This is a genomic window from Methylotenera sp. L2L1 (assembly GCF_000744605.1).
Classification (GTDB): Bacteria; Pseudomonadota; Gammaproteobacteria; order Burkholderiales; family Methylophilaceae; genus Methylotenera.
In genome coordinates this window covers 311,748-336,424 of record NZ_JQMG01000001.1, presented here as the reverse complement: position 1 = coordinate 336,424, position 24,677 = coordinate 311,748, and the positions used below count along the sequence as shown (strand labels likewise).

Here is a 24,677-nt window from a genome sequence, read left to right as displayed (position 1 = left end):
GAAATGTGTTGAGATTTTAAATGACTGAAGACAATAAAGAGCAAAGTAAGTATAAATTAAATCTACCTGAGACTGCTTTCCCGATGCGTGGAGATTTGGCAAAGCGTGAGCCAGCATGGTTGAAAGCATGGCAGGACAAAAAGCTTTATGAGCGTATTCGCAAAGCGCGTAAGGGTGCGACAAAATTTATTCTGCATGATGGCCCTCCTTATGCCAACGGAGATATTCACATTGGGCATGCTGTTAATAAAATCTTAAAAGACATCATTGTAAAATCTAAAACGTTTTCAGGGTTTGATGCCCCTTATGTGCCGGGCTGGGATTGTCATGGCTTGCCGATTGAGTTGGTTGTGGAAAAAAATCACGGTAAGAATATAGACCCTGCTAAGTTTCGTGAGTTATGCCGTGCATATGCCGCCGAACAGGTAGAAAAACAAAAGAAAGACTTTATTCGCTTAGGTGTGCAGGCAGATTGGGATAATCCTTATTTAACGATGGATTACCAAACTGAAGCTGACATCATGCGTGCTTTAGGTGATATTTATAAAAATGGCTATCTGTATCAAGGCAGTAAACCCGTACATTGGTGTGTGGATTGCGGCTCGGCATTAGCTGAGGCAGAGGTTGAGTATGAGGATGTGAACTCACCAGCAATTGATGTGGGTTTTAAAGTGGCAGACCGCGCAGCATTGGGTAAGGCATTTGGCATAAATGTGACGGCTGATGCTTATGCCGTGATTTGGACAACGACGCCTTGGACATTACCAGCAAACCAAGCGGTGAGTGTGCATCCTGAACTTGATTATGACCTGATTCAAACAAGCAAGGGTTTACTCATTCTTGCAAACGCGCTGGCTGAAGCTACGTTGGCGCGTTATGGTGAGTTGGATTTTAAAGTGCTTGCGACATGTAAAGGTGAAGCTTTAAAGCACTTACAGTTACAACATCCGTTCGATAGCCGCCAAGTGCCGGTGATATGTGGTGATCACGTGACAACAGAGGCTGGTACTGGATTGGTGCATACAGCCGCTGCACATGGTAATGATGACTGGTTGGTGATGCGTGCTAATTTCCCGGAACAAAAACCAAGAGTGTTAATGGGTGGTGACGGCAAGTTCTTTACGAGTGAGTTGGTTGAGCTTGAGGCTATTCGTGGGTTGACCAGACAGGATGCTAACAAAGTAATTTTGGCAAAAATGCAGGAAAGTGGTCACTTACTTGCAAGCGCACGTTTGAATCATAGCTTCCCGCATTGCTGGCGCCATAAAACGCCACTGATGCAGTTGGCAACGCACCAATGGTTTATTGGCATGAACGCACATGACATCAACGGTAAAGCATTGCGTGAGCATGCCAACAAAGCCGTGGATGAGACCGAGTTTTTCCCGAGCTGGGGTCGTGCACGTTTAGAAGCAATGATTAAGAACCGCCCAGATTGGTGTGTATCACGCCAACGCAACTGGGGCGTGCCGATGCCACTGTTTGTGCATAAAGAAACCGGCGAGCCGCATCCGCAAACTGCAGAGCTGTTAGAGCAGGCGGCCTTGCTCACGGAAAAAACCGGTGTAGAGGCTTGGTTTAGTTTAGATGGCGCGGCTTTCTTGGCACAACATGCCCCAGACTATGCTGAGCAATATAAAAAGGTGACTGACACCTTAGACGTGTGGTTTGACTCAGGTAGTACGCATGCGGCGGTGCTTAAACGTCGTCCTGAATTAGCCTTCCCCGCTGATTTGTATTTAGAAGGCTCAGACCAGCATAGAGGTTGGTTCCAGTCCAGCTTACTTACCGGTTGTGCGATTGATGGACATGCACCGTATAAAGCATTGCTAACGCATGGTTTTGTGGTGGATGGCAGTGGCCACAAAATGAGTAAATCTAAGGGTAATGTGGTTGCGCCACAAAAAGTGATGGATACCTATGGCGCAGATATCTTGCGTCTATGGGTGGCTTCTACCGATTACTCAGGTGAACTGACCATTTCAGATGAGATTTTAAAGCGAGTGGCTGAGAGTTATCGACGTATTCGCAACACTTTACGCTTCTTATTGGCTAACTTGGCTGACTTTGATGCAGCTAAAGACTTGTTACCTGTAAGCGAGTGGTTAGAGATTGACCGTTATGCTTTACACCTAACCGACAAATTGCAAACTGAGATACTGGCGGACTATGACCGTTACGAGTTCCACTTGGCGGTGCAAAAATTTGTTAGCTTCTGCTCAGAGGACTTGGGCGGTTTCTATTTAGATATCTTAAAAGATCGCTTATACACCACGGGTGAGGCATCGCATGCGCGCCGTGTTGCGCAAAGCACGTTGCATCATATTACCCATACGATGATGCGCTTGATGGCACCGATTTTAAGTTTCACTGCGGATGAAATTTGGCAAACGCTAGGTTTGGATGCAGATAAAACTGTATTTGAAGAGCTCTGGTATACCTTGCCAGCGCACGGGCTAAGCAAAACCGAGGTTCAGTCTTGGCAAACCGTGCTTGAAGTACGTGCCTTAGCCAATAAAGCGATAGAAGAGAAACGTGCCGTTGGTTTGGTGGGGTCATCATTGCAATCTGAATTGGATGTTTATGCAGATGGTGCAACATTTGAGGCATTAAACCGCCTACAGGATGACTTGCGTTTTGTGCTGATTACCTCACGTGCTTCGTTGCATCAGCGTGCTGGTGAATTAGAGGTACAAGTGGCACCAAGTGCACATACAAAATGTGACCGTTGCTGGCATTATCGTGCTGATGTAGGCGCTGATGTAGCACATCCACATATCTGCGGACGTTGTGTAAGCAATTTGTTTGGTAAAGGCGAGGCTCGCTCACATGCGTAAATGGTTTGTCATCAGTGCCATTGTGGTCGCGCTAGATTTGTATACGAAGCATTTAGTACAGAATGCTTTTGTGTACGGCGAGCACTTAACAATCACTAGTTTTTTTGATTTAGTGCGTTTTCATAATGAGGGGGCTGCATTTAGCTTTTTAGCGGATGCAGGCGGTTGGCAAAAATGGTTTTTTACAGCGGTTACTGCGATTGCTGCCGTTGTGATTACCTACCTGATTAAAAAGCATCATCATGAAAAGCTATTTAGCTTGGGTCTGGCACTAGTGCTAGGTGGTGCGATTGGTAATTTGTATGATCGGCTGACTTTAGGCTATGTAGTGGATTTTCTGTTCTTTCATATTGATCAGTTATATTGGCCAGCTTTTAATGTGGCAGATAGTGCAATCTGTGTAGGTGTTGGATTGCTACTGGCAGATAGCTTTAAGAAGTCGAAAACGTCGTAGCTATTCAAAAGCTAATCTCGAGATAACTTATGCCAGACTGGAAAAAGCTCATTGAAGGCAAAATTGCATTAGCAAAGCGTGGTGCACGGCCAAGTAGTGTTAATCAGAATGTAAGGATCCCGGCTGGTCAAACTGAGGTGAAGAATTTTCCAACGCTGGATTTAGGTATTCGTCCTGATGTGACGACAGAAAACTGGAATCTTCGCATTGATGGCTTAGTGGAAAAAGAGCTCAATATTGATTGGCTTCAATTTCAGGCAATGACACAAGTAACCGAGGTTTCAGATTTTCACTGTGTTACGCGTTGGAGCCAGCTAGATATGGATTGGCAGGGCGTGTTGGCGCGTGATGTTGTTGCAATGGCTGGGCCGCTGCATACTGCAAAGTATGTCACCTTGCATGGCTATGATGGCTACACCACTAATTTACCTTTAGATGCCTTATTGGATGACGATGTGATTATCGCGCACAGTGTATTAGGAGCACCATTAACGCCCGCACATGGTGGGCCTGTTCGTATCATTGTGCCGAAACGTTATGCATGGAAAGGTGCTAAGTGGCTGAAGGCGATTGAGTTACACGAATTTGATCGCCCTGGTTTCTGGGAAGTGCGCGGCTATCATAATGAAGCTGACCCGTGGCGAGAAGAGCGGTTTAGCGACGATTAAATCACTAGCATCTATTGTCTTTGAGGCTAAACATTACCAAGCACTAGATGATAGTCGGGTTGACGCTAGGTTTCTTACCTAATTTTCTTTGTAAAGTACGTCTGTGCATATTTAGGCTGCGCGCCGTGGCAGATATATTGCCATCATTCTCTGAGAGAACCCTTTGAATATGCTCCCACTCTAGTCTGCCGACTGGCAGTGGGTTGGAAGATAGCTCAACCTCAGCATCACCAGACTGTTTTTCGAAGGCTGCGACAATCTCATCGGCATCTACAGGTTTTGCTAGATAGTGGGTTGCCCCAAGTTTGATTGCTTCAATGGCCGTAGCAATGCTGGCGTAGCCTGTAAGAATCACAATTTTTGTGCCAGCCTGTAGGCTGGTCAGTTGCCTCACTAATACCAAGCCTGAGTTACCTGACATTTTTAGGTCAACCACTGCAAACTCAGGTGGGTCAGTCTGCGCTATCTCAAAGGCAGCTTCGGCTCTATTGGCAGTAGTGACTAAAAAGCCACGTTTACGCATGGCGATTGCAAGCGCATTTAAGAATGCATCGTCATCATCAACTAGCAGTAGTGTTGGATGCTCATCGCTACTTTTCGTCTCAGGATTGTAATCACTCATAGCCGTGCCCTTAGTGTTCTATACGTAATTTTTGCAGTGGCAATTTGACAATAGTAAGCACGCCACCCTCTGCATGGTTACTCAGCATAAGTGTTCCGCCAAGTTTTGCGAGAATGATTTCTGTGAGATAAATACCCAAGCCCATGCCATGGCCATTTTTTGAGCTGAAAAATGGGGTTCCGAGCTGACTTCTAACCTCTTCACTAAGGCCGTTACCAAAATCTCTAATATGGATTTGCAAGGTGTCATCGCTCCAGCTTGCATTGAGTAACACACGTTCTGGTGAAGCGTCTGCAGCATTGTCCAACAGGTTTTGTATTGCCTGAGGCAGTGTTCTATCCGTAAAGATTAATGGGTCACTGCTGTGATTGTTTAAATCCATCACTAACTCAGTTGCTGGGCGCGTATCACGCCAACGCTGAATCGACTCTTGCAGAAATTGGCTGAGTGGTAATCCATATCCAGCATCTGCACGGCCTTGGCCGGCATGATGGGTAATAGACGATAATATTTCCTTACAGCGTCCGATCTGGGTGCGGATAATTTCTAGCTGCTGTAGTTGTTCTGGTTGATTGGATAGGTCCTGTGCGAGTTCTTTGCTGATGACCGCCATAGTGGCTAAGGGGGTACCCAGCTCGTGCGCTGCGCTAGCTGCTAGGGTGCCTAGTGATAGTGCACGCTCACTTTCTAGTGATTTTTCGCGAATGGACGCCATGATTCGATCATAGTCACGCAAACTTTGCCCAATACGGGTGACAAAAAAAGCAATAATGCCGGCGCTCACCACAAAGCCTAGCCACATGCCGACTAAATGAATATCTAAAGACTTCCCTGCCAAGTAATGCATGTGCAGATGCGATAGTGGCACATAATAAAACACCAATGTTGAGTAACAAGTGACGGCAATTGCAGCAAGTAACCAAGCATACTCACGCTTTAATGCAACTGCTGCAACGGTAAGCGGCAGTAGATACATCCATACTAAAGGGTTGCTATAACCGCCTGTAAAATAAAACAACACAGTGAGCGCTAACAAATCACCTAAGAGCTGTAGCAACAATTCTTTGTCCGTGACATTGTTAAACTTCTGTAGGCGTAAGAATGTCATGAAGTTAAGTAGCAACATGCCGCCGACTGCAAACGCGATAGGGGTTTTGGGGAGCGGTATGTTTAAGTAAAACAATGCTAGTGTTGCCGCCAGCATGAAAGCAACCATGACACTGCGCAGTAAAAATAAGCGCTGTAAGTTACGGCGTGTTGGGTTTTCTAAAGTGGGAAATGGTGTATCCATACCTTGATTATTATACGTGCCGATTGCTAAATTGCATTGCGTCAAATTGTCGCGCTTATGCATTTTTAATACCTGCGACAATTAGTCACATTACGTATCTTGGATATCTAAAATATACTTGTTATCTATTGGGGTATCGCAATCTAAGAGGCAGTTAATCTTGGATTGCTGCTTGGATATAATATTAATAAATCATGGGTATGGTATGCGTATAAAGCTTATATTTACGGTCGTCGCAGCAAGTTTTAGTATGACATCACTTGCTGAGCATAACGAAGCAATTGACCTAGAGACAATTGAAGTGCGTGCCCCCATGATTGATAGCCGAATCAGTAAGCACCCAGCGACTGTTGAGACTTTTGATAAAAAGCAAATTGAAGAGAACGTCAATGCAGCAACGCCTGCGCAAACCTTAAAATATTTGCCTAGCATACAGGTACGCGAACGCTTTATTGGCGACAGGAACGGCATTATCGCTACGCGCACGATTGGTACCTTATCCAGTGCCCAAAGTCTGCTTTATGCCGATGGCGTATTGCTCTCTAACTTACTCGGTAACTCGTTCGCATTCCCACCGCGTTGGGGTATGGTGAGCCCGGAGGAAATTGAAAGCATCAGCATGATGTATGGCCCGTTCTCCGCACTTTATGCCGGCAACTCGTTTGGTGGTGTGATGAGCATCGCCACGCGTATGCCAGAGAAGTTTGAAGCGCATGCCAGCACACAGGCATTTATGCAGGGGTTTAAGCTTTATAGTACTGATGAGCATTACCAAGGTAGCCACTTGACCGCGTCTTTTGGAAACAAAGTGAATGATTTTTCATTTTGGTTAGGCGCAGATTATTTAGAAAATGAAGGGCAGCCGATGAATTTTTCAACGGCTAATCTTTCATCAACAGCGCCAGGAGTAAGCCCAGTAGTGACTGGAGCGTATCAGGATAAAAGTGAGACAAATGCAGATAGAGTTATTTTTGGTGCAAACAGTATTGATCATACCAAGCAGACTAACATCAAGTTGAAAGCAACTTATGATCTCAATCCAATGTTAAAACTAGCCTATACGTTAGCGGTTTGGGATATGAGGGGTAGAACGGATGTTGAGAGTTATGTTAAAGATGTTGCGGGAAATCCTGTATATAACGGTAGGGTCAGTTTTAATGGTCAACGTTATGATATTTCAGGAATGAATCCTGCTGAAGCTGAGTCACTTCATATCATGCAAGCACTAGATGTTAAGTCCAATACTAAAGGGTTTGTTGATTGGCAATTAACACTATCTGATTATGATTATCAAAAAGATAAAAATAGCGCTGCTAATGCACTTGCATCAGGTACGGTGATTCAGGGTAACCCATACATTACCAGGACAGGCCGTATCACTGATTTATCAGGAACCGGCTGGAGTGTGTTAGATGCACGTGCTACTTTGCGACCACATGAGCACACCGTTGATTTGGGCTACCATGTTGATCGATATACGTTAAAAAGTGATACGCATAATACAGTAGACTGGAAAACGGGTAGTAAAGCGGCTTTAAATACATCCGCACGTGGCGAAACTTTGACGCATGCAATCTATGCGCAAGATAAGTGGCAGATTAATCCAAAGTGGGCACTTACTTTAGGTGGTCGTGCAGAGCATTGGCAAACTGACGATGGCCAAAACAAAACGACAATTTCCAATGTATTACAAACTGCAAATTATAAAGATAGGTCTGAAACCAAATTTTCACCCAAAATTTCTATCAGTTTTGAGCCTGCGCCAGCTTGGGGATTTCGTGCAGCACTGGGGCAAGCATTTCGCTTTCCAACCGTCAGCGAAATGTTTCAGCCATTACAAAATGGCGCTACTGCCTATTTTGTTGAAGCCAACCCAAATCTAAAACCAGAAGAAGTGATTGCAAGTGAGTTTACAGTAGAGCGTCGCTACGATAGCGGCTTGATTAGAGCTAGCTTGTTTAGTGAAAATAAGCACGATGCGCTTATTTCACAAAATATTGCGATTAATGGCGCTATTCCATACGATACAGGCACCTGTACTAGAACTGGCGGCTGTAGTTTTGTACAGAATGTAGACCATATCCGCACACGCGGGCTAGAGTTAGCGACGCAATGGCAAGATGTGTTGATACATGGTTTGGATTTGCAAGGCAGTGCTACCTTTACAGAGGCTGAAGTGTTAAGTAATCAAGCCGCACCAAATACTATTGGTAATAAACCACCGCGTATTCCGCGTAATATGTTGAAGGCGGTAGCCACTTATCACAGCGGAAGTAATCTCACGTATAGTCTAGCTGCGCGTTATAGTGGCCGCCAATATAATGCACTTGATAATAGTGATGTGAACGACAGCACATTTGGCGCTGCGAGTAAGTTCTTTGTCGTAGACTTTAAAACTAATTACAAATTTGCTAAAGGTTATACTGCCAGCGTAGGTGTAGATAATTTGAATAATTATAAATCGTATGTATTTCACCCTTATCCACAACGCACGGCTTATGTGCAAATGAAGTTTGACTATTAATGATTAAATATTTATTGGGATTAAGTTTATTTTGTTGTGCCTTTGTTTCAAATGCGCACGAGGACCATACTAAGCATCAAAACACAGCAATCGCGGTAAGTGTGGCTTTTGATGCACAGGGTAATTTGTGGCGCGCCTCTGTTCATGATGGACTCTTACAGGTCAGTAAGAGTACGGATACAGGAAGAGCTTTCTCAAAGCCTGTTAACGTTAATCGTAGCCCACATAAAATTGGCGCAGATGGCGAAGCCCGTCCTAAGATTGCTATTTCATCCGAAGGCTATATTTATCTGACATGGACAGAAGCGCTTAAAAAACCATTTTCTGGCTACATATGGTTTGCACGCTCGATTGATGCAGGTAAGACGTTTGAAACGCCTTATATTGTGCATCATGACCGTAGTGAAATCACGCATCGCTTTGATTCGTTAAATGTCAGCGCCGATGGAAAAATCACGGTGACTTGGGTGGATAAGCGAGATCTATTCGCGGCTAAAGCCGCGAATCAACCTTATGAGGGTGCTGCAATTTATTACGCGGTTTCCGATAATAAAGGTGTAAGTTTTTCATTAGAACAGAAACTTGCCGATAGTAGCTGCGAATGTTGCCGGATTGCCCTTACCAATAAACCAGATGGTACTGTCGTAGCAATGTGGCGGCACGTATTCGAAGGTAGTGAGCGTGACCATATGATGGCCGAAATTCCAGCCAATCAAACGACGCCACAGCCAAAGCGTGCAACATTTGGCCGCTGGAAAATTGATGGCTGTCCACATCATGGCGCAGCGCTTGCGAGTGGCGGTGAGGCTGAGCAGTGGTGGGGCTACCATATGGCATGGTTTGATGGCGGTAATGATGAGGCAGGTCTGAAAGCAACGCTGTTTTATGCCCGTATGGATGGTGTTGCTTGGGTGTCATCACCCTCTAAAAAGTTTGGCAATATGAAAAAACAGGCAGGCCACCCGGCTCTAGCCGCAGTTGGCGACAGTGTCTGGTTAGTTTGGCGTGAAAAAGACGCAGGTAAAAGTCAAATATGGTTAATGAAATCTACTGATGATGGTAAAAATTGGGGGGTACCCTCTATGATTGCAGACACCACAGGTAACGCTGACTATCCAATATTGCTACAAAAAGATAAGCAGATATTTTTGATGTGGAATACGGCAACCGAGGGTTTAAAGGCTTTGGTCATCTAATATCGCTTGTTGCGTACGCTGCAATAGATTGTGCTAGGTTGCGCACCAGACTTTAGTGTTGTGGGTAAGCTCCATCCATATCGCCCAAGCGCTTGCTGCACTCAGTAGCACACCGGCTAAGCGCATGCCGTAAGGTTCAATAGTTTTTGTTTTGAGCTTCAGCCAAAGCCACGGTGCTAAGAATAAAGAGACGCTAGAGCCTAATGCAAAGGCCGACATACTTAATGCACCATCTATAGGATTGCCGTTAAATGAGGCAATAACCAAGGCAGAGTAAAGCAAGCCACAAGGCATCAGCGCCCACAGCATGCCGATGTAAAAATGACCACCTTGCTTAGTGCTGAGTTTCTTAACATGCCCCCAGATATTGCGTCCCGCACGATCCACCCAAATTGGCTGGCGCGCATAAACAATCAATAGAACACCCCAGAAAAATATCAGCACATGAAAGAATGTCCAAAGCGGGTGAAGTACGCTGCTGTAGCTGGATAGCCAGGCAATGCTCTGGATAGCAAAGGTGGCAATCGCTCCCAGCAGGGCATAGCCACAGAGTCTACCGATATGGTAATGGTAAATTGCGTAAGGTGTTTTGGGTGATTGTGTCAGCGCGGTACATGCAGCGCCACACATCGCAACACAGTGTGGGCCACCTGCAATGCCCATGAGCAATGAGCTATAGATAAGCGCTGTTTGCATGGCTTAATTTTCTGGGTCGTTAACGCCAGTTGCGGCATGATTGCGCGCGCGAATAGCAGGTTCAAGCGCATTCTTCTCCGCGGTAGTGAGTGACTTGGTATTTGCGCCTACATTTTCATCGCGTGTTAATAATGGATCTTGTCCATTGACTGCAATGTAGACAGTGGTAAGGCTGGCGACGACTACGATGGCAGGGCCACCAAATACTAGCCATGCATAACCGGATTTCCACCATTTGGCTTTTTCATTGCTGGTTTGTTTTGTTGACATATGTTGACCCTTTTAGCGAGACATGTAAAAAATAGACTTCTCAAATAGACGTTCGTTTGAACCGTTTGCAACAATTTCAAATATCACAGGATGCGAGCCACTTTTGATAGAGCCATCTGCAATCTGTAGGCTTACCGCAACCATTCTTGATTCTGCTGCATTGACAGTGAACTCTTTAGCCGACGCCAGTGATAAACCCTCAATACCCGATACGGAAATCTTGAAAGTTTCGACTTGCTCTGACGCATTAGTAATTTGCATTTGGTAGACATTCTCAACTTTGCCACCGGCAACGATGCGTGACATGACGCCGCGATCACGAATGACATCGACTTTAAATGGTACGCGCGTGACCAATGAGTACACAAGGCCTGCACTCATTAATAGGAGTAAGCCTGTATAAATGAGTACGCGAGGACGTAAAACCTTCTTCACGACTTGTTCTTGCGACCAATGATGAGTCAGCGCATTTTGCGTAGAAAAACGAATTAAACCACGTGGGTATTCCATTTTATCCATAATGCTATTACATGCGTCCACACACAGGCCGCAGCTGATGCACTCATACTGCAAGCCATTGCGGATATCAATGCCTGTTGGACATACTTGTACGCAGAAGTTGCAATCAATACAGTCACCTAGGCCACTTTGCTTAGCATCCACTTTGCGTGAGCGACCGCTACGTGGTTCTCCACGTTCTTCATCGTAAGTCACGATCAGCGTGTCATTGTCAAACATTGCGCTTTGAAAGCGCGCATAAGGGCACATGTGCTTACATATCTGCTCGCGCAAGAAACCTGCGTTACCGTAAGTTGCAAAGCCGTAGAAACATATCCAGAAAGTTTCCCATGGGCTTAAATGGAGCTGCAAAATGCTCTGCATTAGGTCGCGTATAGGAGCAAAGTACCCCAGAAAAGTGAAGCCAGTCCAAACCGAAAAGCTAATCCAAATGCTATGTTTAAGCATTTTTTTCAATAGCTTGTTACGAGTAAGCTTACTTGCATCTAAACGCAAACGTGCTGCACGGTCACCTTCGACTTGTCTTTCGACCCATAAAAATATTTTTGTGTAGACTGATTGTGGACAGGCAAAGCCACACCAAAGCCGGCCGGCTACAGCAGTAAATAAGAAAAGTGCTAAAGCGGCGATGATTAAAATCACCACTAGATAAATGAGATCTTGCGGGTAAAGTACTAAACCAAAAATATAAAAGCGGTGCGTACCAATGTCTAGTAATACGGCTTGTCGCTCACCCCATTGTAACCAAGGCACACCGTAAAACACGATTTGTGTGATCCAGATCATGACCCAGCGCCAGTTTTTATACAGGCCAGAGATGTTGCGTGGGTAAATTTTTTGATGCGGTTCGTAAAGTGATCTGGTGACAGGTTGCGCAGGGTCATTAACGATAGGAATCGTTTTTTTGGATGTACTTTTCTGGGTGGACACTTTATTCAGACTTCATTAAAAACGGTGACTAAAATAAAAAACGCCCACTATTTTAGCATAAGCTAAATAGTGGGCGTTAAGATGCTTTTTATTCAATCGTGCTAAGCTAGATATTTAGCACTAAAGAAATTATTTAGCATTAGAGAAGCGCCATACGTAAGCGGCTAATACATGAATTTGCTCTGGCGTTAGGCGTGAACCTTGCGCTGGCATTTTGTTGTTTAAACCGTTATTAATACGATGAATAATAGCTGCTTCACCAGCACCGTGTAACCATGTGTCATCAGTTAGGTTAGGTGCGCCAATCGCTTGGTTACCTTTACCATCTGGGCCGTGACAAGCTGCACATGCTACAAACTTCTCTTTACCTAAAGCTGCGCGACTTGCTTCATGCTCGCTGTTAGATAAGCTAAGTACGTAATGAGCAACGTTCTTAACATCTTCAGGGCCACCTACAGCGGCTGCCATTGGAGGCATCATGCCGTTTCTACCGTTGGTGATGGTTTCCTTGATGGTTTCATGAGCGCCACCATGTAGCCAATCAGTATCCGTTAGGTTAGGAAAGCCTCTGCTACCGTGTGCGTCTGAACCGTGACATTGTGAACAGTTATTCATGAATAAACGTTCACCGATTGCCATTGCTTTTGGATCTTGAGCAACTTCTTCACCAGACATTGAGGTGAATTTAGCATAAATAGGTGCAATACGATCGTTTGTTTCTTTCACTTCTTGTTCGTACTGTTTTAACGCTGTCCAACCTAACTTGCCAGTGTATGTTCCTAAACCAGGGAAAAGGAACAGATAAATAGCACCAAATACACAAGTGATAATGAACATCCACATCCACCATCTTGGCATCGGATTGTTCATTTCAATGATGTCTTCGTCGTAAACATGACCTGTTGATTCACCTGTGTGAGCAGGGTCATGTGACTTGCTTGTTGCCAATAGTAGCGTTAAACAGAAAACGATACCACCAATCACGATTGCCGAAATAAAGTACGGCCAGAAATCGCTTGTAAAATCACTCATTCTTCATCTCCCTCAAGCGGCAATCTTGCCGCTTCGTCAAAGTCTTTTTTATGCCGCCCAGACCAAGCCCAGACCCAGATGCCAACAAAGGTAACTAGGGCTGCGACTGTTGCTATGCTGCGTAAATCAATAATATCCATGATCTGTTGCTTATTGTTTAAGCGCTGTACCCAGCACTTGCAAGTAGGCGATTACAGCTTCCATTTCTGTTTTTCCATAAACGTCATTAGCTGCACTTTTAATTTCGGCATCAGCATATGGAACACCAGCAATTTTTAAAGCACGCATATGAGCTGGCAAGTTTTCTGCATCTACTTGAGTTTTTTCAAGCCATGGGTAAGCCGGCATCACAGACTCTGGTACTAAATCACGTGGGTTAATTAGATGAATACGATGCCATTCATCGCTGTAACGGCCACCAACGCGGTGGAGGTCTGGACCTGTACGTTTACTACCCCATTGGAATGGACGGTCGTAAACAAACTCACCAGCCACAGAATAGTGTCCATATCTCAATGTTTCAGCTTTGAATGGGCGAATCATTTGTGAGTGGCAGTTGTAGCAACCTTCACGAATGTAAATATCTCGTCCAGCTAGTTGCAACGCAGTGTAAGGCTTTAAGCCTTCTACGGGTTGTGTTGTTGATTTTTGGAAGAATAGCGGTACGATTTCAACCAGTCCACCAAATGAAACCACAACCAAAATCAAGATTACCATCAGAAAACTGTTGGTTTCAATTTTTTCGTGGCTAAAGCCTTTTTGTTCTTTATCTGACATTTTCGATCTCTTAAGCATGAACAACTGTTGAAGGGATTCTGGCGCGAGCTGGCTGCCCCATTTGCACTGTTTTGATGACGTTCCATAACATGATGGCCATGCCGCTCACATACATCAAGCCGCCGATCATACGGATTACGTAGAACGGATGCATTGCTTTAACAGACTCAACAAATGTGTAAGTTAATGTGCCGTCGTCATTCATCGCGCGCCACATTAGACCAGCAGTAACACCTGAGATCCACATTGCAGTAATGTAAAGAACTACGCCGATTGTTGCTAACCAGAAATGCAACTCAATGGCTTTCTTGCTGTACATTTGTTTTACACCCCACAAGCGAGGTACCAAGAAGTACAGTGAACCCATAGATACAAAACCAACCCAGCCTAAAGCACCTGAGTGAACGTGACCAACAGTCCAGTCTGTGTAGTGTGAAAGTGAGTTAACGGTTTTAATTGCCATCATTGGGCCTTCAAACGTACTCATACCGTAGAAAGACAATGACACGATTAAGAAGCGCAAGATAGGGTCATCGCGTAATTTGTGCCACGCGCCTGACATGGTCATCATGCCGTTAATCATACCGCCCCAGCTTGGTGCTAATAGGATTAGTGATAACACCATACCCACTGATTGTGTCCAATCTGGTAGTGCTGTGTAGTGCAAGTGATGTGAACCTGCCCACATGTAAGTGAAAATCAAGCCCCAGAAGTGTACGATAGATAAGCGATATGAGTACACTGGACGTTCTGCTTGTTTAGGTACGAAGTAGTACATCATGCCCAAAAAGCCAGCTGTTAAGAAGAAACCAACAGCATTGTGACCGTACCACCATTGCACCATCGCATCTTGTACACCAGCATAAGCTGAGTAAGATTTCATCCACTCTGCAGGAATTGCAGCACTGTTCACGATATGCAGAATTGCTACTACGATAATAAACGCGCCGTAGAACCAGTTTGCAACGTAAATGTGTTTGATTTTTCTTTGCGCAATCGTACCAAAGAAAACAGTTGCATACATGACCCAAACAACAAGTAACAATAGATCGATAGGCCATTCTAGTTCTGCGTATTCTTTAGCTTGTGTATAACCTAAAGGTAAAGAGATGATGGCAGCAAGAATAACTGCCTGATAGCCCCAGAATGTGTAACGAGCCAGCATTGGGAATGCTAGTTTAACTTGGCTGGTACGTTGTACAACGTAGTATGACGTTGCAAATAGTGCACAGCCGCCAAATGCAAAAATAACCAAGTTAGTGTGTAAAGGACGAAGACGCCCAAAACTTGTCCATGGTAAACCTAAATTTAGTTCAGGAAATGCTAGTTGGGAAGCAACAATCACCCCCATTAACATGCCGACAACTCCCCAGACTACGGCCATTACGCTAAATCTGCGTATGACGTAGTCGTCGTAAAACGTTTCTACATTATTAGTGCTCATTACTTTCATCCTTAAACAAAACCAAATCATATTGATGACTTGAGGTGTGTTATTTAGCCTCAGTCATGCCAGCATCCGTTTCAATTCTAAACAATAGTGCACATGCTTTAATCGCGGAATTATACAACGTAATCTTTGATTTTACATTGGATTTAGTGACTTTTTATGTGGCGCAGAGTTAATCCGCACCGTATTTGCAGTGCTTATTTTAACAATGAATATTTTTAGATATTAAAGTGGTAAGTAATGGTCGATTAATAGCGCTGCGAATAATAGCGTTAGGTAAATGATGGAGTATCGGAAAGTGCGTTTTGCTAAGTCATCCGAGTAATGTAAGTAAAGTTTAATAACATAAGCCATAAAAATTGCATTTAATAGGATGGCTGATACTAAGTAAATCATGCCACTCATGCCTAAACCGTAAGGCATCAGCGATACGGCTACCAAAATCACGGTGTAGAGCAGGATATGCAATAAGGTGAAAGCCTCTCCATGCGTTACTGGTAGCATAGGCATGCCGACTTTGGCATATTCCTCACGGCGATACAATGCCAGTGCCCAGAAGTGAGGAGGCGTCCATGCGAAAATGATTAAAAACATAATCAGAGACTCAGGTGATACCGTGTTAGTGACAGCTGCCCAACCTAAGATGGGCGGCATTGCACCTGAGGCACCGCCAATGACGATGTTCATCGGCGTGGCGGGTTTAAGGAAAATGGTATAAATCACGGCGTAGCCTACAAATGTAGCAAGGGTTAGCCACATAGTGAGTGGGTTCACGTAGAAATATAGAATGGCAAGGCCAGTGCCACCGAGTAATGTGGCGAATATCATGGTTTCATTTGAAGATACTTGCCCGGTGGGTAGTGGGCGAGCTCGCGTACGCGCCATATTGGCGTCAATTTTGTGCTCAATCAGGCAGTTAAATGCAGCGGCAGCACCAGACGCAAAGGCGATACCTAGCGTTGTGGCCAGTAGTAATGGGAGTGGCACCATGTTTGGCGTGGCCAGAAACATACCGATGAGTGCGGTGAAAACAATCAGTGAGGTCACCCGAGGCTTGCACAGCGGGAAAAAGTTTTTTAATCGCGGAGCTAATGCTTTGATTTGGCTCATAAGGTTAACGTGCATGTGTAGCTCACTTTTAAGTTTTTGAGTGCTCATGTTGATGCTCCGTGATTTTGGAATTAAGAATAATAATGGTAATGACAAGTAATGCGGCCCCTAGGTTATGGGAAACCGCTAACACTAAAGGTAACTGGAGAATCAGATTGGCAACACCGATGATGATTTGTGCTAATAATAGGGCTAATAGCAATAAGGCTATATTCCTGAATGCTGATGTTTTTAAAAGTAGAAGCACAAGCGTACTGATGTAAATAAACGTGATAAGCGCGCCAACTCTATGCGTCCATTGAATGGTGGTGAGTGCAGTTAGCGTTAAATTTCCGCCATTCGCACTTTGACCGAGTTCGCGGACCAGATGAAAAGCATCATTGAAGTCCAAGTCCGGCATCCAGCGACCATGACAGGTTGGAAAGTCGGTGCACGCCAGCGCTGCATAGTTGGTGCTGGTCCATCCGCCTAGTAGCACTTGTGCTAATACGACGAATATTGCACCACGAACCATTAGTGTTAGTAGTGGCGATAATGATTGAATGTGATGGCGTGTGATGCTGTGCCGATGCGCTATCCATGTAAGCAAGCCTAGTGTGGTGAGTCCGCCAATTAAATGTGCGCTGACGATCACTGGTTTTAATAGCATGGTTACCGTCCACATGCCCAATAGTGCTTGGAAAATGATAATGATGAGTAATGTGGTGGTGAGGCTAGGTGCCACTTTTAGTTGATTTTTATTGCGCCACCCCAACACAAAGATTGCCAATACCACTAAGCCTAATGTCCCTGCTAAGTAGCGATGTGCCATTTCCTTCCATGCCTTAGCGGTCTCAACAGGGCTGTTTGGGTGTAGTGCTTGAGCTTGCTCGATGGCTAACTCGCTTTGTGGAACGGTGAGCGTTCCATAGCATCCTGGCCAATCAGGACAGCCAAGCCCTGCATCAGATAGCCGTACGTAAGCGCCTAACACGACAACGCAGAGTGCGAGTATTGCGCCAAAAAATGAGAGACTTTTAAATAGTTTGTAGCTCATGGTTAACCGGTCCAAGAGTACTTCATTAATCGTGTAATGTCTTTGCGCACCAAGGCTGGTGATGTGGATGCGCTATAGCTCATGATGAGGTGACCTAGCGGATCAATCAGGTATATTCTGCCAGCACTCATGGCTGACTCATCATGGATATTGAATTGCTCGCTGAATGAAGCCACATCAGTTTTGGGTTGATTCACAATAAAGAGGTCTGGGTAGTTTTGTTTTACCTCAGTAATTTCTGATGCGGTGGTGAAGAGGATACGTTGCATACGTGGAATTTCTTTGTATAAAGACACATGCAGTTGGCGTATTTGATGCAGTTTTTCTTTACATTGTATATCGCAGTCGGCCGCTATATAAACCATGCTCCATTTATCTTTTAAGAGATTGATGGAGACAACATTACCATTACTATCAGCGAGTGATTGATGCATGGTAAGTGCTTTTGCCGGTGTTACCAGTTCACCAATACTTTCACCTTTTGGACGCCAGTCAAGCTTGTACATTGCAATAACTGCAATGATGGGGGTAATAAAGAAAATCAACATACACAGAAGTATCAGTCGGCCTCTGCGCTGCTGGTCAAGATACTCGATATTGTTTGTTTCAGTATTTATCATGTCGCGTTGCCTATGTTTTTGTGATGTTGGCTTTTTTAATGCTGGTAAATAAGAAGATAAGAATGCTCGCAATCGTGAAGCCGAACCACTGATAAGCGTAGCCCATGTTAGTCGCAATTTTGCTAGCGGGTAGTTGCCAGTTGCGCACAAAGCCGCCGGCATTACTTTTAGCATCTAATTTAATGACCAGCGGCAAGGTATGAATAGGTACGTTCTTTTGGTAACGATTCATATCCATGTGTTGCCAGACAGTATTCCAGTTACTTTTTTCGGTATCACTTTCAAGTGTGAAAATCTTTTTGCTTGGAACCCAAACTAATCCAATCACCTCAAGTGAGTCATTTGGAGTGCTGATGGTTGGTGTGTCTGCATGGTCAGCTCCGCCAGCTACCCAGCCTCTATTAATCAGTACATACTTATTACTGCCCTCTAGTTTAAATGGCGTAATGACATGAAAGCCTGCAACGTTGTTTTCCACCTGATTGTCGAGCAGGATTTGATATGTTGTTTCGTAGTGACCTTTCACTTTTACTTTTTTGTATTTCCATGCATCTGCATCACTTAGGTTGTCAGGTAGCATTAATGCATTTTGATCTAATGAGGCGTTGTAGCTGGACTGGATTTCTTTTCTTAACTCCGCTTTGTTGTATTGCCATAAGCCGAGCTTAATGAATAAAGGGATACAAATCATGAGGATGATTAATCCTAGCCAAGATGGGCAGAATAAGTAATTTCCTAATCTAAATTGCATTTGTGTGACGTGCATCGCATAATGACTTAACTAAACTGATAGGGCCTGATTATGATATTCAAAGTTGTTATTGTGATAGTGCTGTTTGTTATTATTGCCAGCTTATTTTCAGCGTTGTACTTTCTAGCCAAAGATAAAGATGCCGGTGTTCGCACTGCAAAAGCATTGACCTTACGTATTGGTCTTTCAATCGCATTGTTTGTTTTTTTATTGATAGGGTATTACTTCAATTGGATTCCACATGCATCTGTATAGCTTGTCATTGAGCAAGTGTTTAATACTCATAAGCGCTAGTGCTAAAGTCTTGGTTTAAGTAAGCGGTGCATTTGCACCGCTTACTTTTTTATTACGTTATAACCAGTACACAAAAATGAATAGGCCTAACCAGACTACGTCGACAAAGTGCCAATACCATGCAACTCCCTCAAACCCAAAGTGATTCTTGGGTGAAAAGTGACCTTTCATTGAGCGTAACAAGATGACAATTAGCATGATGGTGCCTAATGTGACATGAAAGCCGTGAAAGCCTGTTAGCATGAAGAATGTAGCGCCATAAGCACCGCTACCCAGCGTCAAACCCATATGCGTATACGCTTCGTGATACTCAAATGCTTGGCAGACTAAAAATGCAGTGCCTAACGCAACGGTGAGAAATAGACCAAAAATGAGCTGTTTCCGGTTGTCTTTAAGCAGCCCCCAATGTGCCCAAGTAATTGTAGCACCAGAGGTTAGTAGCAAGGCTGTATTGATTGCTGGTAACCCCCATGCGCCCATCGGCGTGAGTTTGGCAGGGGTGTACTCTGTTCCTAATACAACGCCACCAGGCCCAACTGATGGCCATGTGCCTAGAAAATCTTTATAGGGGGTAAACAAGGGGTCGAATGCAGCAAGGTCTGGTACTGAGATGATACGCATGTAAAATAGTGCGCCGAAAAATGCTGCAAAGAAGGCAAGTTCAGAGCAAATAAAGGCAATCATCCCGATGCGAAAAGATTTATCTTCCCATGTTTTATATTGGCCGGTAATACTTTCAATTACTACCGCGCTAAGCCATTTAAAGGTCATCAGAATAATGATTGCGGCACCTATGTACATCATCCATTTTCCTGGCGTTTGTAAGTAGGCAAGGTCTTTGTTGGTGTCAGTAGCGACACTGAAAATAAAGCCTGAAGCGAGTGCGAGTAACCCTGCAGATATCGTCACAGGATACAACGCGCCATGTGGGACATAGTAATGATTGTTAGAATGTGTTGTCATGCATAAGCTCCCCATTACATTATTTAACTTAACTTGTCGCTAAAATAAAATCAATCAATGATGGCTATTGATTTATCTCGAGGTTTAATTTTATTTATCAGAGTCTTAGTCTGCTAAATACCACTGCTCATCTATTTTTACTGCTTATCTATTTTTTACTTTTTTTATCATTACTTGTAGTGATGGTTACTTAATCTACACTGAAAAACGCATAGGATAAGGTCATCTCTTTTACCTCAGCAGGTATTTCTGGGCTAACAAAAAAACGTAAAGGCATTACTTTTGTTTCTCCCGGATTTAATGCTTGCCTTTCAAAACAAAAACACTCCAGTTTTTTTAGATGGGCAGCAGCTGCGCCTGGAGTGACACTTGGTACTGCTCTGCCTGCAACTACTTCACTTGTAATGTTTTTGGCTTCAAACAATACAGTTTCAACTTTACCCGGGCGTACTTTTATGCTGGATTGCTTAGGATAAAAATTCCAGCCTAGCCCAGGCATTGTGCTGGAGGTGAACTGGACAGTGACCCATCTAGTTTCATCTACTTTGGTGTTGCTTAATTCACTTGCTGTACTTTTTGTTTTGCCATTAAGTCCTGTAATCGTACATAACACGTCGTAAAGTGGCACTAGCGCAAATGCAAACAAAAGAGACCCAGCTACAATCCATACCATTTTGTAGCCTAATTTTTTGTTGGCTGCCGACCTTTGCTCTGTTGAGCTTAGATCGTTTTTGTCAGCATCTACTTCCATATGGTAAACATTGATGCCAAATACCAAACAAAGGCTATCAGTGCCAAAACGACAGCCACTTTTTTGTTTTTATCGCTTCTAGAAGTTTCTTGATTTTTCATATGCATTAACAACCACTTTTATCCTATTTGACCTATGTTATTTGATCTATCTTATTTAACAGTCGGTTGCTCTGAAAAACTATGGTAAGGAGGCGGTGACGATAATGTCCATTCTAGTCCTTCGGCACCTTCCCACACTTGGTCAGTTGCCTTTTTACCACCTCTTGCAGTGCTGATAATGTTGTACACAAAGATCAGTTGTGACAGCCCGAGTACAAACGCAGAGATTGAAGAGATCATATTGAACTCTGCAAACTGTAATGCATAGTCTGGTATGCGACGCGGCATGCCAGCTAAGCCCAAGAAAAACTGTGGAATAAATGTCAGGTTGAACGAAATAGCTGTGAGCCAGAAGTGCAGTTGGCCAAGTTTTTCGTTATACATATGACCTGTCATTTTAGGTAACCAGTAATAAACACCCGCCATAATGCCCATAATGCCACCAGCAAATAGTGTGTAGTGGAAGTGCGCCACGACAAAATAACTGTTGTGATATTGCGCATCTGCTGCAACGTCTGCTAGCACTAGGCCAGTTAAACCGCCAATACCGAATAGAATAATCCAGCCGACAGTAAATAACATGGGTGTTTCAAAACTCATTGAGCCACGCCACATGGTTTTAATCCAGCAGAAAAACAGTACGGCAAGCGGTAATGAAATCGCCATTGTGCTATACATAAAGTAGAGCAAAGCTGGTACAGGCATCCCCGCAGTGAAGAAATGATGTGCCCACACAATGATAGACATCGCACCAATCGCGATTAATGAATAAACTTGTGCTTTGTAGCCATACATTGGTTTACGGGAGAATGTTTGTAAAATTTGTGGAATGAAGCCCCATACTGGTAACAATAAGATATAGACCTCAGGGTGACCAAAGAACCAGAATAAGTGCTGGAACATGATAGGGTCACCACCGCCAGCAGCGTCAAAAAAGTGTGTGCCAAAATGACGGTCTGTAAGTAGCATTGTTACGGCACCAGCGAGCACTGGAATGGTTGCAATTAACAAGAATGCAGTAATCAACCAGCCCCATGCAAACATCGGCATTTTCATCAGGGTCATGCCAGGAGCGCGCATGTTAAATAGCGTGACAATAATGTTGATAGAGCCTAATACTGATGAAATGCCCAATAAGTGAACCGCAAAAATCGCGAAGTCCACACCAATGCCACCTTGAATCGAGAGTGGTGGGTAGAATGTCCAGCCAGTGGCTAGCGCACCATCACCTATCCCAAATAGTGCCAAGGTAAATGGAAGCGTGAGTAAAATAGCTGAAGGTGGCAGTAGCCAGAAGCCCCAGTTGTTTAAACGCGGCAAAGCCATGTCTGGAGCGCCAATTTGTAGCGGAATCATCCAGTTAGCAAAACCTGTAGCTGCAGGCATAAGTGCTGCAAAAATCATAATCAGCGCATGTACGCCGATAAGTTGGTTAAAAAAATCTGGGTTCATCAATTGCAAGCCTGGTTGAAACAGCTCTGCACGAATACCCAATATCATCGAGCCACCTACCAAGAACATAATGAGTGAGAATGTCAGGTACATGGTACCAATATCTTTATGGTTGGTGGTGGTTAGCCAACGCATAATCCCGTTGGGATGGTCAGCGTATTCATCATGATGTGCGACTGTTGTAGTGCTCATAATTATCTCCTGTACCTATATTTATTGACGCGCAGCTTTAACTTGCGCAGGTTGTATAACATCACCTACGCTGTTGCCGAGCGCATTACGTTCATAAGTAATGACAGCGGCAATTTCCGAGTCATTTAGTATGGCTTTCCATGCAGGCATGACGCGCACCCCGTTTAGCACTCGATCCATATGGCTATCTGGTAAGTATTTACCATTTGCATCAAATATCGGAGAGGTTGTAATTTTGCTGCCAGTAAGCGCAGGGAAGGCTGGAGGTAAACCTGCACCAGTCACCTGATGGCATACTGCACAGTTTTTCTCGTAGACGACTTTGCCTTGTTCCATTAGCTCGTCTTTGGTCCATTCTTTATCTGCGCCAGCTGCTTGCTCGTTAATCTCATTCTTTTTAAGTGCGACCCATGCGGCGTATTCCTCTTTAGGGAGGGCATCCACCACCACCGGCATATAACCGTGTCCTTTGCCACACAGTTCTTTACATTGGCCGCGATAAGTCCCGGCTTTATCCACTTGCACCCAGGTCTCACGAATAAAGCCAGGTACGGCAACACGTGAGGAACCAAATTGCGGTACCCACCAGTTGTGCAGTACATCGGTTGATGTCATTAATATGCGCACTTTGGCACCTACTGGGAGTACTAGTCTGTTGTCTACATCTAGCAAGTAGGGGCTGTCGGGGGTGTCTACAGGAGGAGCGGTGCCATTCACTTGGTCTTGAGGGGTAGATAGATTGCTGACAAACTTAATACCTTTTGCATCTATCAGTCCATCTTCGCTACCTTTGTCGGTATTGCCCATGTATTCATATTGCCAGCGCCATTGTGAGCCTGTTACTTTGACGACCATGTCAGACTCGTTTCTGGTGTCCTCCATCATAATCACACTGTGATATGCTGGAATGCCCATGATGACAAAGTCAATGACGAGTAAGATGACGAATGGGATGAGTGTCCAGAAAATTTCTGTAGCGGTCGACGGTGCTTTGTCTGCCACAGCTTGGTGACCAATACTTTTGCGGTGTTTGATCAGTGAGTAAATCATGATGGCGAGTACTACAACAAAAATCACTGCCACAATCAGCATGAATTTATTATGAACATGCAGCGTATCAAGCGCCATCGGGGTGACTGGTTCAGGAAAGTTCCAGCGAAACTCAGCAAGCGCTAGGGGCGCTGTGAGTAGTAAAAGTAAACCGAAACCAATCTTTTTCATAGCCTGCTTCAACATACCTTCTCCCAAAACAAAAACCATTAAACGATTTTTAAATCTTGCTTCAGTTGCTTGGCGATAGACTCTCGCTCTTCTTTGTTGATATAACGACTGCCAAACTCAATTTCCTTGCCATGAGAGCCAATGAAAATCGCGACCGTACCGTCTAGGGTGTTACGTAATGTCACCCTAACCCAGTAACGTTGAAAAGTGTATTTCTTAGAACTTTTGTAACTGTATTTCTCAATCACTACATCATCATTGACTAACGTAATGCTTTCAAAGTCACCGTAGTGCAAATAAGCATTGATTAACACATAGGCAAGCACCAAGATTTCAAGCCCTGCAAATGGCAGCACTAACCAAGCTCCCGCTAACACAAACCCTACTGTAATGATCGTAGTGATGGTGAGAACACCAACAAACAACCAGGCAAATCCTGTAGGGGATAGCGAGTTATTCGGCTTTGCAATCAATATGTTGCCATTTGAGCCAGAAACCGTCATGCATCATCCAAGCGTTACGTTTAAATTGATGATTTGCTAACACAATTTCACATGCGTCAATTTGACGCATGTCAGAAACTAGCATAAAAAAATTAATTACTCAAGAGAATTTGTTACAAATTTGAAACAAATAGAAATATTTTTGTAAGGTTTTGTGAGTGGATGTGACATTGTTAAAATGTACAATTTGAGGCTGGATTTACGGTTGCAGGGAGTTGCTACAAATCCTTCAGTATGGAGCAGGTGCTACTTTTTGCCACAAATTATTTTAGTCATCATCTTCTAAAATTCGCTTGCCTTCATCTTCAATATCTTCAAATTGACCACGATAAACTGCCCACCATAATCCACCAAGAACAACGAGTGCCATGATGACAGAAAGTGGAATAAGTACAAATAATACGTCCATAACTTGAG

General features: G+C 44.1%; 25 protein-coding genes. 6 read left to right on the top strand and 19 right to left on the bottom strand.

Translation table 11 applies throughout. The features are described from left to right. Window positions 1-20: 20 nt before the first annotated feature. The 3 genes from ileS to FG24_RS01580 are packed head-to-tail and all read left to right on the top strand — an operon-like array spanning window position 21 to window position 3,959. Window positions 21-2,837 carry an isoleucine--tRNA ligase gene (gene ileS, locus FG24_RS01590; protein WP_036300267.1) on the top strand — a complete coding sequence of 939 codons (2,817 nt, stop codon included), beginning with the start codon at window positions 21-23 and terminating at the stop codon, window positions 2,835-2,837. After that, complete coding sequence (lspA, locus tag FG24_RS01585) at window positions 2,830-3,291, top strand: signal peptidase II (protein WP_036300265.1); 462 nt, start codon at window positions 2,830-2,832, stop codon at window positions 3,289-3,291. The genes ileS and lspA overlap by 8 nt, the downstream gene beginning before the upstream one ends. Before the next feature lie 29 nt (window positions 3,292-3,320). Continuing rightward, the gene (locus FG24_RS01580) at window positions 3,321-3,959 is read left to right on the top strand and encodes a molybdopterin-dependent oxidoreductase (protein WP_036300264.1); all 639 of its coding nucleotides are present in this window, start codon (window positions 3,321-3,323) and stop codon (window positions 3,957-3,959) included. A gap of 43 nt (window positions 3,960-4,002) precedes the next feature. Here the strand turns inward: FG24_RS01580 and FG24_RS01575 are convergent, their stop codons facing one another. Together FG24_RS01575 and FG24_RS01570 are read right to left on the bottom strand one after the other, a co-directional pair. Further along, window positions 4,003-4,581 (bottom strand): response regulator transcription factor, encoded by a 579-nt coding sequence (locus FG24_RS01575; protein WP_036300262.1) that lies wholly within the window; start codon window positions 4,579-4,581, stop codon window positions 4,003-4,005. Window positions 4,582-4,591: 10 nt separating this feature from the next. Then, window positions 4,592-5,872 carry an ATP-binding protein gene (locus FG24_RS01570; RefSeq protein ID WP_036303827.1) on the bottom strand — a complete coding sequence of 427 codons (1,281 nt, stop codon included), beginning with the start codon at window positions 5,870-5,872 and terminating at the stop codon, window positions 4,592-4,594. 205 nt (window positions 5,873-6,077) lie between these two features. On the opposite strand from FG24_RS01570, the gene FG24_RS01565 reads away from it, so the two are divergent. Beyond that, window positions 6,078-8,396, top strand: a complete 2,319-nt coding sequence (locus FG24_RS01565; protein WP_036300259.1) for a TonB-dependent receptor — start codon at window positions 6,078-6,080, stop codon at window positions 8,394-8,396. After that, window positions 8,396-9,592 carry a sialidase family protein gene (locus tag FG24_RS01560; RefSeq protein ID WP_036300257.1) on the top strand — a complete coding sequence of 399 codons (1,197 nt, stop codon included), beginning with the start codon at window positions 8,396-8,398 and terminating at the stop codon, window positions 9,590-9,592. The genes FG24_RS01565 and FG24_RS01560 overlap by 1 nt, the downstream gene beginning before the upstream one ends. 33 nt (window positions 9,593-9,625) lie before the next feature. On the opposite strand, the gene FG24_RS01555 is transcribed toward FG24_RS01560, so the two are convergent. The 11 genes from FG24_RS01555 to FG24_RS01505 all read right to left on the bottom strand — a co-directional run bounded on the left by FG24_RS01555 (window position 9,626) and on the right by FG24_RS01505 (window position 18,723). Continuing rightward, entirely contained in the window at window positions 9,626-10,288 is a 663-nt protein-coding gene (locus tag FG24_RS01555) for a sulfite exporter TauE/SafE family protein (protein ID WP_036300254.1), read from the bottom strand. A gap of 3 nt (window positions 10,289-10,291) precedes the next feature. Continuing rightward, window positions 10,292-10,558: a FixH family protein gene (locus FG24_RS01550; RefSeq protein ID WP_036300251.1), complete on the bottom strand. Its 267-nt coding sequence runs from the start codon at window positions 10,556-10,558 to the stop codon at window positions 10,292-10,294. 12 nt (window positions 10,559-10,570) lie between these two features. Further along, a complete protein-coding gene (gene ccoG / locus FG24_RS01545) occupies window positions 10,571-12,007 on the bottom strand; it encodes a cytochrome c oxidase accessory protein CcoG (RefSeq protein ID WP_036300249.1) in 1,437 nt (478 codons plus the stop codon). Window positions 12,008-12,136: 129 nt separating this feature from the next. After that, on the bottom strand, window positions 12,137-13,039 hold the full coding sequence (gene ccoP / locus FG24_RS01540; protein ID WP_036300246.1) for a cytochrome-c oxidase, cbb3-type subunit III: 903 nt from the start codon (window positions 13,037-13,039) through the stop codon (window positions 12,137-12,139). Next, the gene (locus tag FG24_RS01535; RefSeq protein WP_019899524.1) at window positions 13,036-13,179 is read right to left on the bottom strand and encodes a CcoQ/FixQ family Cbb3-type cytochrome c oxidase assembly chaperone; all 144 of its coding nucleotides are present in this window, start codon (window positions 13,177-13,179) and stop codon (window positions 13,036-13,038) included. The genes ccoP and FG24_RS01535 overlap by 4 nt, the downstream gene beginning before the upstream one ends. 10 nt (window positions 13,180-13,189) lie before the next feature. Continuing rightward, on the bottom strand, window positions 13,190-13,816 hold the full coding sequence (gene ccoO / locus FG24_RS01530; RefSeq protein WP_036300244.1) for a cytochrome-c oxidase, cbb3-type subunit II: 627 nt from the start codon (window positions 13,814-13,816) through the stop codon (window positions 13,190-13,192). Between the two features lie 10 nt (window positions 13,817-13,826). Continuing rightward, window positions 13,827-15,260, bottom strand: coding sequence for a cytochrome-c oxidase, cbb3-type subunit I (gene ccoN / locus FG24_RS01525; protein WP_036300241.1), 1,434 nt, complete (start codon window positions 15,258-15,260; stop codon window positions 13,827-13,829). Window positions 15,261-15,491: 231 nt separating this feature from the next. After that, window positions 15,492-16,391 (bottom strand): heme o synthase, encoded by a 900-nt coding sequence (cyoE, locus tag FG24_RS01520; RefSeq protein WP_369797038.1) that lies wholly within the window; start codon window positions 16,389-16,391, stop codon window positions 15,492-15,494. A 13-nt stretch (window positions 16,392-16,404) separates the two neighbouring features. Next, entirely contained in the window at window positions 16,405-17,412 is a 1,008-nt protein-coding gene (locus FG24_RS01515) for a COX15/CtaA family protein (protein ID WP_036300238.1), read from the bottom strand. A 2-nt stretch (window positions 17,413-17,414) separates the two neighbouring features. Continuing rightward, complete coding sequence (locus FG24_RS01510; protein ID WP_036300235.1) at window positions 17,415-18,032, bottom strand: SCO family protein; 618 nt, start codon at window positions 18,030-18,032, stop codon at window positions 17,415-17,417. Window positions 18,033-18,042: 10 nt separating this feature from the next. Then, entirely contained in the window at window positions 18,043-18,723 is a 681-nt protein-coding gene (locus tag FG24_RS01505; RefSeq protein ID WP_235189706.1) for an SURF1 family protein, read from the bottom strand. Between the two features lie 111 nt (window positions 18,724-18,834). On the opposite strand from FG24_RS01505, the gene FG24_RS01500 reads away from it, so the two are divergent. Next, the gene (locus tag FG24_RS01500; protein WP_036300232.1) at window positions 18,835-19,038 is read left to right on the top strand and encodes a twin transmembrane helix small protein; all 204 of its coding nucleotides are present in this window, start codon (window positions 18,835-18,837) and stop codon (window positions 19,036-19,038) included. Window positions 19,039-19,134: 96 nt separating this feature from the next. Here FG24_RS01500 and FG24_RS01495 read toward each other — a convergent pair whose 3' ends face one another. From FG24_RS01495 to ccoS, 6 genes are all read right to left on the bottom strand, one after another. Further along, window positions 19,135-20,040, bottom strand: coding sequence for a cytochrome c oxidase subunit 3 (locus FG24_RS01495; RefSeq protein ID WP_036300231.1), 906 nt, complete (start codon window positions 20,038-20,040; stop codon window positions 19,135-19,137). 190 nt (window positions 20,041-20,230) lie between these two features. Continuing rightward, window positions 20,231-20,791 (bottom strand): cytochrome c oxidase assembly protein, encoded by a 561-nt coding sequence (locus tag FG24_RS01490; protein ID WP_036300228.1) that lies wholly within the window; start codon window positions 20,789-20,791, stop codon window positions 20,231-20,233. Window positions 20,792-20,943: 152 nt separating this feature from the next. Continuing rightward, window positions 20,944-22,536 carry a cytochrome c oxidase subunit I gene (gene ctaD / locus FG24_RS01485; RefSeq protein WP_036300225.1) on the bottom strand — a complete coding sequence of 531 codons (1,593 nt, stop codon included), beginning with the start codon at window positions 22,534-22,536 and terminating at the stop codon, window positions 20,944-20,946. 21 nt (window positions 22,537-22,557) lie between these two features. Continuing rightward, window positions 22,558-23,772 (bottom strand): cytochrome c oxidase subunit II, encoded by a 1,215-nt coding sequence (gene coxB / locus FG24_RS01480; protein WP_036303821.1) that lies wholly within the window; start codon window positions 23,770-23,772, stop codon window positions 22,558-22,560. Window positions 23,773-23,795: 23 nt separating this feature from the next. Next, the gene (locus tag FG24_RS01475) at window positions 23,796-24,260 is read right to left on the bottom strand and encodes a DUF2244 domain-containing protein (protein WP_036300223.1); all 465 of its coding nucleotides are present in this window, start codon (window positions 24,258-24,260) and stop codon (window positions 23,796-23,798) included. Window positions 24,261-24,528: 268 nt separating this feature from the next. Beyond that, the gene (gene ccoS / locus FG24_RS01470; RefSeq protein ID WP_019899507.1) at window positions 24,529-24,669 is read right to left on the bottom strand and encodes a cbb3-type cytochrome oxidase assembly protein CcoS; all 141 of its coding nucleotides are present in this window, start codon (window positions 24,667-24,669) and stop codon (window positions 24,529-24,531) included. Between the last annotated feature and the right edge of the window lie 8 nt (window positions 24,670-24,677).

Coding starts and splice junctions, on each gene's coding strand:
- FG24_RS01575 (WP_036300262.1), bottom strand. CDS start 4,581: ATGAGTGATTACAATCCTGAGACGAAAAGTAGCGATGAGCATCCAACA.
- ccoS (WP_019899507.1), bottom strand. CDS start 24,669: ATGGACGTATTATTTGTACTTATTCCACTTTCTGTCATCATGGCACTC.
- ctaD (WP_036300225.1), bottom strand. CDS start 22,536: ATGAGCACTACAACAGTCGCACATCATGATGAATACGCTGACCATCCC.
- FG24_RS01505 (WP_235189706.1), bottom strand. CDS start 18,723: ATGATTTGTATCCCTTTATTCATTAAGCTCGGCTTATGGCAATACAAC.
- ccoO (WP_036300244.1), bottom strand. CDS start 13,816: ATGTCAGATAAAGAACAAAAAGGCTTTAGCCACGAAAAAATTGAAACC.
- ileS (WP_036300267.1), top strand. CDS start 21: ATGACTGAAGACAATAAAGAGCAAAGTAAGTATAAATTAAATCTACCT.
- FG24_RS01565 (WP_036300259.1), top strand. CDS start 6,078: ATGCGTATAAAGCTTATATTTACGGTCGTCGCAGCAAGTTTTAGTATG.
- ccoP (WP_036300246.1), bottom strand. CDS start 13,039: ATGAGTGATTTTACAAGCGATTTCTGGCCGTACTTTATTTCGGCAATC.
- coxB (WP_036303821.1), bottom strand. CDS start 23,772: ATGTTGAAGCAGGCTATGAAAAAGATTGGTTTCGGTTTACTTTTACTA.
- lspA (WP_036300265.1), top strand. CDS start 2,830: ATGCGTAAATGGTTTGTCATCAGTGCCATTGTGGTCGCGCTAGATTTG.
- FG24_RS01580 (WP_036300264.1), top strand. CDS start 3,321: ATGCCAGACTGGAAAAAGCTCATTGAAGGCAAAATTGCATTAGCAAAG.
- ccoN (WP_036300241.1), bottom strand. CDS start 15,260: ATGAGCACTAATAATGTAGAAACGTTTTACGACGACTACGTCATACGC.
- FG24_RS01560 (WP_036300257.1), top strand. CDS start 8,396: ATGATTAAATATTTATTGGGATTAAGTTTATTTTGTTGTGCCTTTGTT.
- FG24_RS01490 (WP_036300228.1), bottom strand. CDS start 20,791: ATGGAAGTAGATGCTGACAAAAACGATCTAAGCTCAACAGAGCAAAGG.
- FG24_RS01510 (WP_036300235.1), bottom strand. CDS start 18,032: ATGATAAATACTGAAACAAACAATATCGAGTATCTTGACCAGCAGCGC.
- FG24_RS01555 (WP_036300254.1), bottom strand. CDS start 10,288: ATGCAAACAGCGCTTATCTATAGCTCATTGCTCATGGGCATTGCAGGT.
- FG24_RS01495 (WP_036300231.1), bottom strand. CDS start 20,040: ATGACAACACATTCTAACAATCATTACTATGTCCCACATGGCGCGTTG.
- FG24_RS01515 (WP_036300238.1), bottom strand. CDS start 17,412: ATGAGCTACAAACTATTTAAAAGTCTCTCATTTTTTGGCGCAATACTC.
- FG24_RS01570 (WP_036303827.1), bottom strand. CDS start 5,872: ATGGATACACCATTTCCCACTTTAGAAAACCCAACACGCCGTAACTTA.
- cyoE (WP_369797038.1), bottom strand. CDS start 16,391: ATGCACGTTAACCTTATGAGCCAAATCAAAGCATTAGCTCCGCGATTA.
- FG24_RS01500 (WP_036300232.1), top strand. CDS start 18,835: ATGATATTCAAAGTTGTTATTGTGATAGTGCTGTTTGTTATTATTGCC.
- FG24_RS01475 (WP_036300223.1), bottom strand. CDS start 24,260: ATGACGGTTTCTGGCTCAAATGGCAACATATTGATTGCAAAGCCGAAT.
- FG24_RS01550 (WP_036300251.1), bottom strand. CDS start 10,558: ATGTCAACAAAACAAACCAGCAATGAAAAAGCCAAATGGTGGAAATCC.
- FG24_RS01535 (WP_019899524.1), bottom strand. CDS start 13,179: ATGGATATTATTGATTTACGCAGCATAGCAACAGTCGCAGCCCTAGTT.